Here is a 13,944-nt window from a genome sequence, read left to right as displayed (position 1 = left end):
CGAGGACCCACGAGCCGGCACACACTCGAAGGAGCCGACCATGTCACAGCACATTGGCATCTTGACCTCCGGTGGCGACACCCCAGGTCTCAACGCTGCAATCCGAGGCATCGGCAAGGCCGCGATGGGAACCCACGGCATGACGGTCATCGGCTTTCGCGACGGCTTCAAGGGGCTGATGCAGAACCGCCATCTGGCCCTCGACCGCAGCATGCTCTCGGGCATCTTGACCCAGGGCGGCACCATCCTGGGAACCAGCCGCGAGAAACCACACAAGATGATGGTGGGCGGCACCAGGCTGGACATGACCGACGCCATCATCGAGAACATCGAGGCCCACCGTCTCGACGCTCTGATCTGCCTCGGCGGTGGCGGCACCCAGAAGAACGCCCTGCACCTGCACCAGCACGGAGCCCCGGTCATCACCTTGCCCAAGACCATCGACAAGGACGTGTGGGGCACCGACGCGACGTTCGGCTTCGACACGGCGCTCGGTATCGCCACCGAGGCGATCGACCGGCTGCACAGCACCGCTCACAGCCACCACCGGATCATCGTGGTCGAGTTGATGGGCCACAACGCCGGATGGTTGGCCCTGGGGGCGGGACTAGCCGGTGGTGCAGATGTGATCCTGATCCCCGAGATCCCGTACGACATGAACGCCATCGCCGACACCATCACACAACGGCGTGCTCGCGGCAGCACCTTCAGCATCGTGGCGGTCAGCGAAGGTGCCAGGTCGCTCGAAGATCATGCCCGTTTGAGCACAGCGCAGGCGCTGGTCGACAGTTCGACAGGTGCCGAACGAAAAGCCGCCAAGACCGCGCTGAAGGAACTGGAGGCGGCCCAAGCAGACGCCACCGCCCGGTTCTCGAGGCGCCTCGAGGAGATGACGGGCCTGGAGGCGAGGGTCACGATTCTGGGCCACGTTCAGCGCGGCGGAACCCCGTCGGCACAAGACCGGCTGCTGGCCACCCAGCTCGGAACCGCGGCTGCCAAGCTGGCGGCGCAGGGCACCACGGGGGTCATGGTGGCGATGGTCGATGGACAGTCGGTGCCCGTGCCGCTGGAGGACGTCGCCGGTCGCAGGGCAGTGGTGCCGCTCGACCATCCCTGGATCGAGTCGGCCCGCGACCTCGGAATCGGGCTGGGCGACTGAGACTCGCGCGACAATGGCCGGGTGCGTGAACCCGGATCTCTCATCCCACTCGAAGGCGCCCTGAACTTGCGCGACCTCGGCGGCTGGAAGGCCGACGGTGGCACGGTGAGCTGGGGCCGGCTGTACCGGTGCGATCGACTCTCCGAACTGACCCCGGCCGACCTGGAGACGCTCGACCGCCTGGGGGTCGGCACGGTCATCGATCTGCGCCATGCCGGCGAGGTCGCCGCCGACGTTTCGCGGCTGTGGCCCGGGGTGACCACCCACGCGAACATCGCCTTGGCCGGAGATCTGGCCGACCAGCGCACGTTCATCGAGCGAGCCCTGGCAGGTGATCTGGATGGCATCACCGACGCCGATGTGGGCAACGACTACATCCAGATCCTGCAAGCCCACGCGGCCGACTATGGCCGGGCCATCACATTGGCCGTGCGACAGGCGCCCTCGCTGTTCCATTGCACGGCTGGCAAGGACCGAACCGGGCTGTTCGCCATGCTGGTTCTGGGCACCCTGGGGGTCAGCCGCCAAGACATCCTCACCGACTTCACCCTGTCCAACGTCTACCGGGCCGAACGCCGCATCGAGGCGCTGCGGCCGATGTTCGCCGAACACGGCCTGGACGTCGAGGTGTTCCGGCCGGCCTTGTCGGCACCTCAGCTGGCGATGGAGATGGCCATCGACTGGATCGACGAAGTCCATGGTTCTGCCGTGGGCTACCTGGTCGACAGCGCAGGACTGCCCGGCGAGATGATCGCCGAGATCCGCGCCGCTCTGATCGACGGTGGGCGATGATCGCCAGGCCCGCCCAGGCACTGGTCGAGCCTCTGGTGCTGGACCAGGCTTTCACCGACCCCGAGCTGTTGACCCGGTTGATCGACGCCGGCTCGCCCTACCGGACCCTGGGTGCCGTTCACCGAGACCCGGCGCACCTGCCGGTTGCGCCCTGGTTCCGCAACTTCTGGGCCCTGGGTGGCAAGGTCGTGTTCCCGGGTGCCGAGGCCGCGTTCAACAACCCCAACTACATCGAGGCCGCCAAAGATCTGTTCGGTGCATCGGTGGTGTCGCCGCTGGCGATGATGACCAACCTCAACCTGCCCGGCCCCGACTCGCCGCCCCACCTCGACCTGCCGTTCTTTCGTGGGGCGCACAAGCGTGAGGTACCCAGCTGGATGCTGGCGCCGATGGGTTATTCGGGCCTGTTTCAGCGGTGGGCCATACCCGTGGCGTCGGCTATCACGTGGTTCTACGACGGGCCCGGCGGCGAGTTCGAGTTCTGGCCCGACGGCCCAGACCAGCCGTCGGTGCGCCACGGCGAGCTGGGCTCGAACCAGGCGATCATGGCCGACAACGAATACACCTACCACCGGGTCTGCCAGGTCGGCACACCCGACCGGTTCGTAGCCGACAACAGCGTGCCCTACGGCAGCGAGCTGCGCCTCGACGACAACCGGTGGCTCGTGGAAGACGGGGGCCAGACGATTGCGTCGTTCGAACGCGGCGCAGTGCGTGTATCGGTTCTGTGGAAGGCCTACTGCTTCGCCGACCACGACCAGGCCACGGCGTTCACGGAAGGCTCGGACAACCTGACCCCCACCAAGATCGTCGAGCTGTTCCAAAACGATCTGCGGCGCCGCGGTATCTCGGTCGACCCACCGTCGGACCTCGAAGGCAATTGCCTCTGGGCCCAAACGATCCGAGATACCTACGGCGCCGCCACCCCTTACTGACACACACAGTCACACACGACAGATGTGGTCGGGGTTATCTGGTTCAACCTGCGGGAGGCAGCAGCACGGTGTCGATCACGTGGATCACACCGTTGGAGGCAGCCACGTCGGTGGCAACCACCGTTGCGTCGTTGATCATCACCGTGTCGCCATCGACGGTGACCACGATGTTGGCACCGTTGACCGTTGCGACCGACTCACCGTCGAGGCCAACGACGTCGGCGGCCATCACTTCACCCGGCACCACGTGGTAAGTGAGGATCGCGGTGAGGGTGTCGGTGTCTGCCAGCAGCTCCTCTGCTGTGATGCCCAGCGCGTCGAGCGCAGCGGAAAAGGCTTCCTCGGTGGGAGCGAACACGGTGAAGGGTCCGTCGCCCTGCAGCGTCTCGACCAGGCCGGCGGCCTCGACCGCGGCGACCAGGGTCGGGAAGTCGCCGGTGCCGACAGCCACCTCGACGATGTCGCCGGTGGCAGCGGCCTCGGTGGTGGCCGGCGCCGAATCGTCGGCGTCATCGCCACAGGCGGCGGCGAAGATGCCCAGTGCGAACACGGCAGCTGCAATACGAAGTGGAAGTCGCTTCATTGGGGTACACGTCCTTTGCGGGAGAGGGTGTTTCAACATCTCTTCGCACTCAGGGCCGCGTTTGGATGCACCGAGTCGCGATTTCGTCGCGGCGACGCCACGCACCACAATTGAGGAACGCAGCCAGGGGGACGGAATGTACGACGCGATCATCACCGGGGGAACCATCATCGACGGCACCGGAGCGACCAGGCGCCGAGCCGACGTGGGAATCACAGGCGGGCGCATCGCGGCCATAGGTGATCTCGGCGACGCTCGAGCCGCCCGCACCATCGACGCATCGGGGCGCATCGTGGCTCCCGGTTTCATAGACGTTCACACCCATGTCGATGCCCAGGTGTTCTGGGACACCACCCTGTCGCCTTCGCCTCTTCACGGTGTCACCAGCGTCATCGGCGGCAACTGCGGGTTCAGCGTCATGCCGCTCAGCGACGACCCAGAAGACGGCGCATACCTGATGAGAATGCTGAGCCGGGTCGAGGGCATGCCGCTGCGGTCGCTGGAAGAGGGCGTGCCTTGGAACTGGAAGAGCACCGAGGACTACCTCGCGATGCTCGAGAACAAGCTGTCGATCAACGCAGGCTTCAAGGTCGGCCACTCGGCGCTGCGCCGCGTCGTCATGGGCGCCGACTGCACCAGGCGCGAGGCCACCGCGGACGAGATCGCTGCGATGTGCGACCTGTTGCGCGCAGGCGTCGAAGCCGGAGCGATCGGATTCTCGTCGTCGTGGTCGAACACCCACAACGACGCCGACCGCAACATGGTGCCCAGCCGCTACGCCACCCGCGACGAGCTGCTGGCGCTGTGTGGTGTCCTGGCCGACTATCCGGGAACAACGCTGGAGTTCATCCCCAGAGTCGGGCCGTTCACCGACGAAGATGCCGAGCTGATGGCAGACATGGCCCAGGCCGCCGATGCACCGTTGAACTGGAATGTCCTGGCGGTGTCGGCCAAGAACCTCGACGACGCCTTTGCCAAGCTGGGGGCGTGCGATGCGGCCGCCAGCCGTGGTCACCGGGTGGTCGGCCTGACCGCCCCGATGTCGCTGGACTTTCGGGTCAGCTTCGCCAGCGGCTTCCTGCTCGACGCAATACCGGGCTGGGAAGAGGTGATGCTGCTGCCCATCGAGGACAAGATGGCGCTGTTCGCCGACCCGGCCGAGCGCCAGCGGCTGGCCGACCTGGCCGACTCCAAGCACCTCATGCGCCGCTTCACGCACTGGGAGCAGATGACGATCTTCCACACGGTGGCGCCCGAGAACCAGCAGTACCTGGGGCGCAACATCGGTGAGATCGCAACCGAACTGGGCAAGTCGCCCTGGGACACCATCTGCGACATCGCCCTGGCCGACAGGCTCGAGACCTCGTTCGGCCACCCATCCGAGGACGAACCCGACGAGAACTGGAAGGCCAGGGTCGAGGTGTGGCGCGACAAGCGGGCGGTCATCGGGGCGTCCGACGCCGGAGCCCATCTCGACATGTTCTTCAGCGCCGACTATGCCACCAAGATGCTGGGCGAGGCGGTGGTCAAGCGTCAGCTGATGCCTCTCGAGGAAGCCATCAATCTGCTGACCGCTGTGCCCGCCGACCTGTATGGACTGAAAGACCGCGGCCGCCTGGTCGAGGGCGCATACGCCGACCTGGTCGTGTTCGACGAGCACACCATCTCGTCCAACCCGATGGAGATGAGAGCCGACCTGCCGGCCGGAGCGGCCCGCCTCTATGCCGAGGCCAACGGCATCGACCTGGTCATGTGCAACGGTGTCGAGATCGTGTCACATGGCGAGTTCACCGACGCTCGCCCCGGCGCGGTCTTGCGCTCGGGTGTCCACACTGGGTGACCCAGCCCTCGGCCTAGGCTTGCCGCATGACCGCAGCGGCCCGCAGGCGCATAGACACCAAGTTCTGGTGGTGGCTCGGTCACGTCATCGACCTGATCCACATGCCCATCGTGATCGTGTTCGTGGTCCTGGGTGCGGGCTGGTTCCCTGGCGAGATCTACATCACCCTGGTCACGGTGCTGGTGGTTCTGCAGGTTGCGCTGCTGGGCTGTCCGGTCATCTACCTCACCGGACACCTCAAGCGTATGCACGACCCCGACTACCAGAACGACTGGTCGTTCACCGTGTGGCTCTACCGCAACTACGGCCGCGCGGCCGGGGTGGCGGTGTTCGTCTTCTTCCTGGCCATCGCCTTGCTGTTTCGCTGGCTGATGTTCTAGAGCCGCCTACACAGGGCGGTCGCCAGTTCGACGTGATCGGCCAGTTGCCGGGCTACCCGGCCGACAGACTCTGCCGAGACGTCACCTTGGGGCAGCGACCGCACGTTGGCGCCCTGTCCGACGGCAAGATGCAGCGTGTCGTGCGCTGCACACAGCAACACAGACTGCCCGGGCCGCTCGGCACGCACCGCGTTGAAAATGTCCAGCAATGCCGCATCGACGCGGTCGGGGCCAGCCTTTGACACGAACGCCTTGACCTCGGAGTCGCCGCCGAGTTCTCGCATCGACACCCCGCGCAGGCTGGGTTTGCCCCATGTGCGCAGTTGCTGCACCGCCGCACCTTCGGTGGTTTCGCGGTGCACGATCAGGTGCACCCCGTCGAACAGGTTCGATCCCCCGCCGTTGCGACGCTTGTTGTCGAACACGTAGACGCCGTACATGTCGACCGAGCAACCCTCGATGTCCAACGACAACCGCCAAGGCACCAGGGTGGTGGCCAACCGCGGATACAGCCCGGCCTCGATCACCGGGGCCACCGACGGCTTCGGGTCGTAGCGGGCGTCGGGCACCGACCTGGCGAACAGCGAGGGCAACAAGGTGCCGTAGAACGCACGGTTGCTCGACCGGTCGAGCCCCACGACGAACGCGCTGATGATGGCCGACAACACCGCCGCCACCACGGTCAGGAAGAACACCGGGCTGATCCAGTCGGCCTGGCCGCGCAGCGCACCCAAGACCACGGCAACAACCACCAACGCAGCGTTGAACGCCAACACGCGGCGGCGTCGACCCTTCAGGTCGGCCTCGAGCGCAACTCGATACTCGTCGACTATGTGCTGGGGCACCGGCTCAGCGGTCACCTCGATCGGCTCCGGTCAGAGGGATGGCGGACGGTAATAGCTGTCGCCGCCTCCCAGCGCCAACACATCGTCGAGCCAACTCGTGCCGTAGGTGTCGAAGGCTTCTTGGCTGAGATCTGAGGGCTCGCCCGCGGCCGTGGTTTCGAGGGTCCAGGCCTGCCGCTTGTAGGTCCAGTTCTGTGGATGCAGACGATGAGCGGCCTTCCAATGTTCGACGGCTGCGTCGTGCCCGACCGTTTCTTCGAGGTGGCACCCCAGAGCGAAGTGAGCCGCGGCCGCACTGTGCTCGACCGGCCGTGCACCCGATGCTTCGACCACCTCGTGGGGGGCCATCACAAAGCGGCTTTCGTCACCGTTGACAACCCAGTCGCCGATAGCGGCGCGGTAGGCCACGGCCTCGTCCGGGAACTTCTTGATCTCGGTCAAAGCCACCCGCATACGCTCGGGCAGCTCGTCTGACACCTCCATGCCTCGCAGCGGCGAGGGCTCGATGGAGGCGACCTCGGCGGGCCGCACGATGGTTCCCGACTCGTCGATCCACACCGCCATCGGCACATTGACGATGCCGAACAACTCGTCGATCCGGTGCTGGCTGTCGATCAGCGAAGGATGCGTCGGCGTTGCGGCCTCGATCCAAGGGCGCGCCTGGGCCGGGTCGAGGTCGAGGGCCACGGTCACCACGGTGAGCCCGTCGGCCTCGAACTGGCTGTGCAATGCCTGCCACCCGGGCAGGCTGGTTCTGCAGCCTCACCAACTGGCCCACGCCACCAGCAGCACCTTGCGCCCGTGCAGGGCCGACAACGAGAACGGGTTGCCGTGTGCGTCTGGCAGCGTCAGCTCTGGGGCCACGGCCGAGGCCAGGGCGCTGCCGCTTTCTGGGCCCAGGGCAACGAGGCCGTGCTGTTCGTCCTCTACCACCGCCATGGCCAGCCGCTGGGCGGCCACTCGCACGTCGATGCGCCCGTCGGCGCCAACGGCATCGGCAGCGGGCACACAGCGCACGTCCTTGCACAGACCCTCGGGCTTGGGCACCCATCCGGTAACAGCAGCGAACTCGGCCTGGTCGACGGTCGATGACTGGAAGATCACGACGGCAACCGTAGCTGGTGCAAGACTGGGCGCCATGGGGACACCGCTACAGACATCACATTTCGTGCCCGACGGCTCTGGCCCGGCGCTACGGCCCGACATGACCATCGGCCAGCGCCTTCGAGACGTGGCAGCCGAGGTTCCCGACAGGGAGGCACTCGTCGAAGGCATTTCGGGCGGGGGGCGCCGGTGGACCTACGCCCAACTGCTGGCCGACGCCGAGCGCTGCGCCAACGTGCTGCTCGACCACTTCCAACCGGGCGAACGCGTCGGGATATGGGCCCACAACCTGCCCGAGTGGGTAATCGTCGAATACGGCGCCGCCCTGGCCGGGCTGACACTGGTGACTCTGAATCCCAGCCTGCAACCGTCCGAGGCCGCCTATGTACTCGGTCAGTCACGCTCGTCTGGTGTTCTGGTGGTTCCCGACGTCAGAGGCAACCCGGTAGCCGCCCACGCCCAGGCGCTGCAGCCTGACCTGCCCGAGTTGAGAACCATCCTGCGCCTCGACCAGCTGGCCGAGATGATGGACGCGGTCACCATTCGCGACGAACTGCCCGAGGTGTCCAGCGAACAGCCGGTGCAGGTGCAATACACCAGCGGCACCACCGGCTTCCCCAAGGGCGTGGTGCTGCGCCACCGCAACGTGGTCGACAACGCCATGCTGTGGGCCGATCGGGTCGAGGTGCCCGACGGGGCGTCGTGGCTGTCACCGATGCCGCTGTTCCACACCGGCGGCTGCGTGATGGGGGTGCTGGGAGCGCTCGATCGCCGCGCCAAGTTGGTGCTGATGCCCATGTTCGAGCCGGGGCTGTTCCTCGAGCTGATCGAGACCGAGCAGATCGAGATGGCCGGGGCAGTGCCCACCATGCTCATCGCCGCCATGGAACACCCCCAGTTTGCTACCCGTGACCTTTCGTCGTGGAAGGCGGTGGTGTCGGGAGGCGCACAGGTGCCCGAGGCGTTGGTTCGCAAGATCGAGTCGACCTTGGGGGTCGATTTCACCATCGTCTATGGCCAGACCGAATGCTCGCCGGTGCTCACCAACACCAAACCGTCGGACACACCCGAGGACAAGGGCCTCACGGTGGGCCCGCCGATACCCCACACCGAGCTGAAGATCGTCGACCCCGACACGCTCGAAACCGTGCCCCTGGGGCAACAGGGCGAGCTGTGGGCACGCGGCTATTTCACGATGCTCGAGTACTTCGACAAGCCGGCCGAGACCGCCGAGACACTGCTGGCCGACGGCTGGGTGCGCACCGGCGACCTGGCCACCATGGACGAACGCGGCTATTGCCGCATAGTCGGACGCCTGAAGGACATGATCATCCGCGGCGGCGAGAACCTGTTCCCCGCCGAGATCGAGGAGGTCTTGGTCAAGCATCCCGGCGTCGCAGAGGCCGCGGTGGTGGGCCTGCCAGACGACAAGTGGGGCGAGATCGTCGCGGCGTTCATTCGACCCGCCGACGCCGCAACCCCGCCGTCGGTGGCCGAACTGCGCGACCACATGCGCGCCAGCCTGTCACCCCAGAAGACACCCAGCCGCTGGTACTCGATGTCTCAGTTCCCGCTGACCGGCTCGGGCAAGATCCAGAAGTTCGCCCTGCGCACAGCGTGGCAAGAGGGCGCCTACGAAGACAGCGAGCTCTAGTCCGATGGCAACAACCAACTTCGACACCACCACTGGGCAGATCGATGTGTTGTCCAACATCGCCTACATCGATGGGCCACCGCACGACGCGTTGGCGTGGCTGCGCGCCAACCGACCGCTGCACCACCAGACGATCGACGACCCGATCTGGATCGGCGAGTCGTATGTCCTGACCCGCCATACCGACGTCAAGGCGGTCAGCGTCGACCTCGAGAACTTCGGCAATGGCGAAGGCCACAACCTGCGAAACGACCACTCCGACGACGACACCAGGCACCTGCTGAACAGCGACCGACCCAAACACACCGACCTGAGGTCGGTGATGAGCCGCGAGTTCACACCCAGGGTGGTCCGCCAACTGGGCGACACCTATGCGAACCTCGCCTCCGATGCGGTGCAGGCCGTTGCCGACGAGCAGTCGTTCGATTTCGTAGAACGAGTCGCCGTCGAGGTTCCGATGAAGGCCATCGTCGCCTTGATGGGTGCACCGGTGGAAGACCAGGACCGCATCCTGCGTTGGAGCAACGCCACCATCTCCAACATCGACCCCGACTATTCGCCGACCCCCGAAGCCCGAATGGAAGCCTTCGGCGAGATGACCGAATACGCAATGATGCTCAAGGCCGCACGCGACGCCTCCGCCTCAGACGACGTATCGGGCCTGCTGGTGCAGGCGCTAGCCCGCGGAGAGCTGACACCCGACGAATACGTCACCTATGTGGTTCTGCTGTTCGTGGCCGGCAACGAAACCACTCGCAACGCGATGTCGTGGGGAATGAAGGCGTTCGCCGAACACCCAGACCAGTGGACCAGGTTCCGCTCCGACCCAGCGGGCCTCATCGACACCACGGTCGAGGAGGTCATCCGTTGGGCTTCGCCCGTCAACTACATGTCGCGGACGGTCAAGAACCCCGTCGAGTTGCATGGCACCACCCTTCAGCCCGGCAAGAAGGTGTCGCTGATGTACCTCTCGGCCAACCGTGACGAAACGGTGTTCGACGATCCGTTCAACTTCGACATCACCCGCTCGCCCAACCCCCACCTGGCCTTCGGACACGGCGCCCACTTCTGCCTGGGCGCCCACCTGGCCCGCCTTCAGGTGCGATCCCTGTTGCTGGCCCTGGCGCCACGAGTGCAACGGATCGAACTCACCGGCGAGCCCGAACACGTGTGGTCGAGCTTCATCAACGGCATAAAGCGGCTGCCGCTGAGGTTGGTGACTGCATGACCATCACCGACGTCGTCAAGGACACCCAGCTGAAGACCATGAACATGGTTCACCGCACACTGCTGTGTGTCTCTGGTGGTCGCATCGGTGCACGACTGGGCGACATGCAGGTGTTCAAGGTCACCACCACCGGCCGCACCAGCGGTAAGCCTCGCTCGGTGATGCTCACCAGCCCGCTACAGGTCGGCGACGGCTATGTGTTCGTCGCCTCCAAGGGCGGCGACGACCGCGACCCCGACTGGTATCGCAACATGGTGGCCAACCCCGAAATCACCATCGAGCCCGCAAACGGAGGCGCACCATTGGCGATGGTGGCACGCACCGCAACGCCCGACGAGAAGGCCGACCTATGGCCCCAGATCGTCGCGGCCTACAAGGGTTATGCGGGCTACCAGACCAAGACCGACCGCGACATCCCAGTCGTCATAGCCGAAGCCTGAGACGCACTATGCCCTCTGGTGCGCTCTAGCCGAGACGCACTATCTCAAACGCTGGGATGATCCTGGGTGCAGCCTTGGTCACGTACTCGCCGAACTGGGGCATGATCTGCGCCTGACGGCCGATCCGCGCTGATGCCTCGGCGGGGTCCAGTTCGTCGAGCCGAGCCGAGAACCGATCGGTTCCGTACTCGACGGTGATCTCTGGAGTGGACTTGAGGTTGTAGTACCAGTCGGGATTATCGGGCGCTCCGGCCTTGGACGCGAACACGGTGAGCACACCGTCCTCATCCAGCGCCACCAGCGGGATCTCGCGCAGCTGGCCGCTCTTGGCTCCGATGGTGTGAAGTATCACCAAGGGAGCGTCGCCGAACTGAGCGACCTTGCCCTGATTCGCTCGAAACTCGTCAATGACCTGGCGGTTCCAGTCGTTCATTTGTCTCCCCTGTTGGGCACCGTCGGCGCCGACCGCACGCAGGTTCTCACGATCGGGCCCGTCGAGCAACCAACTGCGCACGAGGGCGGCGCCCTGGCCGGCAGGGTCAGGATCCGTCGAAGCGTACGTACCGGCCTACGATGCCTAGGGCACAAGCGACAGACGAAGCGACGATGATCCCCGAGAACCGCACCCCCAACCAGATCCCCGAGACGACGAAGGCTGCGACGTTCAGGCGATACGGCCTGCCCCACGTCGTGGAGGTTGTGGACCGAGACCTTCCTGACCTCGGGCCCGGCGACGTGTTGGTCCGCGTGGCGGCAGCTGCCTTGAACCCCCTCGACGTTCACCTCATGACCGGAACTCCCTGGCTGGTACGTCCCCAGGCCGGGTTGAGAGCTCCGAAGGACGGCCGAATCGGTGTGGACTTCGCTGGCGAAGTCTTGGCCACCGGCGACACCGACGGCAAGCTGCGACCCGGCGACGAGGTGATGGGGGTAGCGCAAGGAACCTGCGCTCAATACGCAATAGCAGACGTCGGCCGCATCACACCCAAGCCAGCCGATGTCGACTGGCACCAAGCCGCCTCCGTTGGCGTCGCCGGGGTGACGGCGCTGCAGGGCCTGAGAGACAAGGCCAAGTTGCAAGCGGGACAATCGGTGCTGATAAACGGGGCGTCGGGCGGCGTAGGCACCGCGGCGATACAGATCGCCAAGGATCTGGGAGCTCACGTGACAGCGGTGTGCAGTGGACGGAACATCGAGATGGTCACCCGATTGGGGGCCGACGTCGCCATCGACTACACGACCACCGACTTCGTCGACACCTCCCGCACCTACGACGTGTTCTTCGACAACCAGGGAAACAAGCCAATCGGGGCCTGCAAGCGGCTGGTCGCCAGCGGCGGCACCTACCTCTTGGTGGGAGGCCCCAAACGAAACAGGGTGTGGGGGCCCGTGGGCCGCATGATCGCAACATTGGGTCGCTTCACCATCTCGGGCAAGAAGGCCAAGATGTTTGTGGCCTCCGAGAACGGAGCAGATATCGCGCTGTTGGCCGAGATGATGGCCTCGGGCCGGCTGCACATGCCCATCGACTCGGTATATCCGCTGACCGAGATCGAAGATGCGCTCGATCATCTCAGCGAGGGACATGCAGCCGGAAAGGTGATCGTCGAGCCCTGACCGCCGGACCCTGAGCGCTTCGGGTTGAGCCAGCGATCGATCTCGCGTCGGGTGTGATGCTGGATGACCATCCACTCACCCTCGGCCTGCCCGACCTGGAGATAGCAGCCCATCTTGTGCAGCTTGTGGTGGTGGAGTGGGCACAACAGGGCCAGATTCGCCAGGTCGGTTGGGCCGAACCTCTCCCACTCGCGGAGGTGATGAGCGTCGCACGCAGCAGGGTGACGGTCGCAGCCCTTCCAGACGCATTTGCCGTCGCGGATGGCCAGAGCAATGCGCTGCACCTCGTCGGCGTGGCGCCCCGATCGCCCGAGGTTCAACTGATGGCCGTCGGCCGAGATGACCCAGGCAAACAGCTCGGCCCGACGGTCGAGGAGATTGATCCACTCGGCAGCTGGCACCTGATCGCCAAACAAGGTGCGAGCGGCGGCCTTGGGATCTGCAAGGTCGAGAAGTGTCGATGCATCGATGACCAGGTGTGCCCCACCCCCAGAGCCGCCTGTACCCGTCAGAAGTCGCAGAAAGGCGTCGGCTCGACGCTGAGCCGCAGATCGTCTGGATGCGTTGGGCGCCCTGCGGCGAGCAGTCCCCTTGTCACCGCCATGCCATTCGGAACGATCTGCTCTTTCGAATCGCTCGACGATTCGACTGCCGGTCAGTGGGTCGGTGCGTAGCCAGAACCAATAGCACCCGTCGTCGTCGATGCCCCAGCTGAAGGCGCGGGCCGCCTTCTGACTCTCCAACCGCTCTGCAGCGGACCTCTGGTCGTTCTCGGCGACCGCTTTGCGCACCAGCAGCGCCGTGTGGTCGGTGTCGGCACACTCGATGGCCTCTTTGAGGAGGCCGGCCACCACCTGTATCGACAGATCGGCCCCGATGAGCAGATCGGCCTGCTCGGGGTTGATGAGTCCGGCCGACAGTGCTGCATCGACGAAGGGATAGCGCGACAAGAGTTCGGCACGGCGCCGCTCGACCGCCTCCTGTCGACCAGACGGTCTGGGAGCGGGCGACGGCTCGCTCTGCAGCTCTGGCTCTGGCTCGGGCCCGGGCTCTGGCTCTGGCTCTGGCTCTGGCTCTGCGCCGGACGAGGACCCAGGCCCCGACGAACCAGAGTGTCCTTCGAGTACCTCGATGGCACGGTTGAGGCGTGCCACGTAGCCCGCAACCCTGGATGCGGCCCGCCGAGCGTCGGACAGGCACCGCCTGACCTCGACGAGGTCGAGTTCGGCGAGCCGGGCCTCTGGGACCAGTCGCAGCGAGATCAGTTCGTGGATATCCCCACCGGATGACATGAGGGCACTGTATCGAACGTTTGTTCGATTAACAACTGTCACGACCAGAAAAGCAACTAAATCCCAGTTCTGAGC

The 13,944-nt window shown here is 65.5% G+C and carries 14 protein-coding genes; 9 read left to right on the top strand and 5 right to left on the bottom strand.

Going from position 1 to position 13,944, the window contains the following annotated elements:
- Positions 1-40 precede the first annotated feature (40 nt).
- The 3 genes from R2770_19800 to R2770_19790 are packed head-to-tail and all read left to right on the top strand — an operon-like array spanning position 41 to position 2,886.
- Positions 41-1,159 carry an ATP-dependent 6-phosphofructokinase gene (locus tag R2770_19800; GenBank protein ID MEZ5282708.1) on the top strand — a complete coding sequence of 373 codons (1,119 nt, stop codon included), beginning with the start codon at positions 41-43 and terminating at the stop codon, positions 1,157-1,159.
- 21 nt (positions 1,160-1,180) lie between these two features.
- Complete coding sequence (locus tag R2770_19795) at positions 1,181-1,951, top strand: tyrosine-protein phosphatase (GenBank protein MEZ5282707.1); 771 nt, start codon at positions 1,181-1,183, stop codon at positions 1,949-1,951.
- A complete protein-coding gene (locus R2770_19790; protein MEZ5282706.1) occupies positions 1,948-2,886 on the top strand; it encodes a hypothetical protein in 939 nt (312 codons plus the stop codon). Before R2770_19795 ends, R2770_19790 begins: the two co-directional genes overlap by 4 nt.
- 43 nt (positions 2,887-2,929) lie before the next feature.
- Here the strand turns inward: R2770_19790 and R2770_19785 are convergent, their stop codons facing one another.
- Positions 2,930-3,469: a fasciclin domain-containing protein gene (locus R2770_19785; protein ID MEZ5282705.1), complete on the bottom strand. Its 540-nt coding sequence runs from the start codon at positions 3,467-3,469 to the stop codon at positions 2,930-2,932.
- 136 nt (positions 3,470-3,605) lie between these two features.
- On the opposite strand from R2770_19785, the gene R2770_19780 reads away from it, so the two are divergent.
- Both R2770_19780 and R2770_19775 read left to right on the top strand, forming a co-directional pair.
- Positions 3,606-5,309, top strand: a complete 1,704-nt coding sequence (locus R2770_19780) for an amidohydrolase family protein (protein MEZ5282704.1) — start codon at positions 3,606-3,608, stop codon at positions 5,307-5,309.
- Between the two features lie 26 nt (positions 5,310-5,335).
- Complete coding sequence (locus R2770_19775; GenBank protein ID MEZ5282703.1) at positions 5,336-5,689, top strand: hypothetical protein; 354 nt, start codon at positions 5,336-5,338, stop codon at positions 5,687-5,689.
- On the opposite strand, the gene R2770_19770 is transcribed toward R2770_19775, so the two are convergent.
- Positions 5,686-6,549, bottom strand: coding sequence for a hypothetical protein (locus R2770_19770; protein ID MEZ5282702.1), 864 nt, complete (start codon positions 6,547-6,549; stop codon positions 5,686-5,688). The genes R2770_19775 and R2770_19770 overlap by 4 nt on opposite strands.
- Before the next feature lie 15 nt (positions 6,550-6,564).
- Complete coding sequence (locus R2770_19765) at positions 6,565-7,674, bottom strand: ResA-like WAxxUGC motif-containing protein (protein ID MEZ5282701.1); 1,110 nt, start codon at positions 7,672-7,674, stop codon at positions 6,565-6,567.
- On the opposite strand from R2770_19765, the gene R2770_19760 reads away from it, so the two are divergent.
- The 3 genes from R2770_19760 to R2770_19750 are packed head-to-tail and all read left to right on the top strand — an operon-like array spanning position 7,673 to position 10,960.
- Complete coding sequence (locus tag R2770_19760; GenBank protein MEZ5282700.1) at positions 7,673-9,292, top strand: AMP-binding protein; 1,620 nt, start codon at positions 7,673-7,675, stop codon at positions 9,290-9,292. The two genes, R2770_19765 and R2770_19760, sit on opposite strands and share 2 nt — an antisense overlap.
- 4 nt (positions 9,293-9,296) lie before the next feature.
- Positions 9,297-10,520, top strand: coding sequence for a cytochrome P450 (locus tag R2770_19755; GenBank protein MEZ5282699.1), 1,224 nt, complete (start codon positions 9,297-9,299; stop codon positions 10,518-10,520).
- Positions 10,517-10,960 carry a nitroreductase/quinone reductase family protein gene (locus tag R2770_19750; GenBank protein ID MEZ5282698.1) on the top strand — a complete coding sequence of 148 codons (444 nt, stop codon included), beginning with the start codon at positions 10,517-10,519 and terminating at the stop codon, positions 10,958-10,960. The genes R2770_19755 and R2770_19750 overlap by 4 nt, the downstream gene beginning before the upstream one ends.
- A 25-nt stretch (positions 10,961-10,985) precedes the next feature.
- Here R2770_19750 and R2770_19745 read toward each other — a convergent pair whose 3' ends face one another.
- Positions 10,986-11,393: a nitroreductase/quinone reductase family protein gene (locus tag R2770_19745; GenBank protein ID MEZ5282697.1), complete on the bottom strand. Its 408-nt coding sequence runs from the start codon at positions 11,391-11,393 to the stop codon at positions 10,986-10,988.
- 140 nt (positions 11,394-11,533) lie between these two features.
- Between R2770_19745 and R2770_19740 the strand changes: the two genes are divergently transcribed.
- A complete protein-coding gene (locus tag R2770_19740) occupies positions 11,534-12,577 on the top strand; it encodes an NAD(P)-dependent alcohol dehydrogenase (GenBank protein MEZ5282696.1) in 1,044 nt (347 codons plus the stop codon).
- Here R2770_19740 and R2770_19735 read toward each other — a convergent pair.
- A complete protein-coding gene (locus tag R2770_19735) occupies positions 12,529-13,869 on the bottom strand; it encodes a hypothetical protein (GenBank protein ID MEZ5282695.1) in 1,341 nt (446 codons plus the stop codon). The two genes, R2770_19740 and R2770_19735, sit on opposite strands and share 49 nt — an antisense overlap.
- Positions 13,870-13,944 lie beyond the last annotated feature (75 nt).

The organism is Acidimicrobiales bacterium, assembly GCA_041394185.1.
Lineage (GTDB): Bacteria > Actinomycetota > Acidimicrobiia > Acidimicrobiales > Poriferisodalaceae > JAAETH01.
Note: the sequence above shows the minus strand (reverse complement) of the source record. Positions and strands in the feature narration are given on the sequence as shown.

Coding starts and splice junctions, on each gene's coding strand:
- R2770_19800 (MEZ5282708.1), top strand. CDS start 41: ATGTCACAGCACATTGGCATCTTGACCTCCGGTGGCGACACCCCAGGT.
- R2770_19760 (MEZ5282700.1), top strand. CDS start 7,673: ATGGGGACACCGCTACAGACATCACATTTCGTGCCCGACGGCTCTGGC.
- R2770_19740 (MEZ5282696.1), top strand. CDS start 11,534: ATGCCTAGGGCACAAGCGACAGACGAAGCGACGATGATCCCCGAGAAC.
- R2770_19780 (MEZ5282704.1), top strand. CDS start 3,606: ATGTACGACGCGATCATCACCGGGGGAACCATCATCGACGGCACCGGA.
- R2770_19790 (MEZ5282706.1), top strand. CDS start 1,948: ATGATCGCCAGGCCCGCCCAGGCACTGGTCGAGCCTCTGGTGCTGGAC.
- R2770_19745 (MEZ5282697.1), bottom strand. CDS start 11,393: ATGAACGACTGGAACCGCCAGGTCATTGACGAGTTTCGAGCGAATCAG.
- R2770_19755 (MEZ5282699.1), top strand. CDS start 9,297: ATGGCAACAACCAACTTCGACACCACCACTGGGCAGATCGATGTGTTG.
- R2770_19775 (MEZ5282703.1), top strand. CDS start 5,336: ATGACCGCAGCGGCCCGCAGGCGCATAGACACCAAGTTCTGGTGGTGG.
- R2770_19750 (MEZ5282698.1), top strand. CDS start 10,517: ATGACCATCACCGACGTCGTCAAGGACACCCAGCTGAAGACCATGAAC.
- R2770_19735 (MEZ5282695.1), bottom strand. CDS start 13,869: ATGTCATCCGGTGGGGATATCCACGAACTGATCTCGCTGCGACTGGTC.
- R2770_19785 (MEZ5282705.1), bottom strand. CDS start 3,469: ATGAAGCGACTTCCACTTCGTATTGCAGCTGCCGTGTTCGCACTGGGC.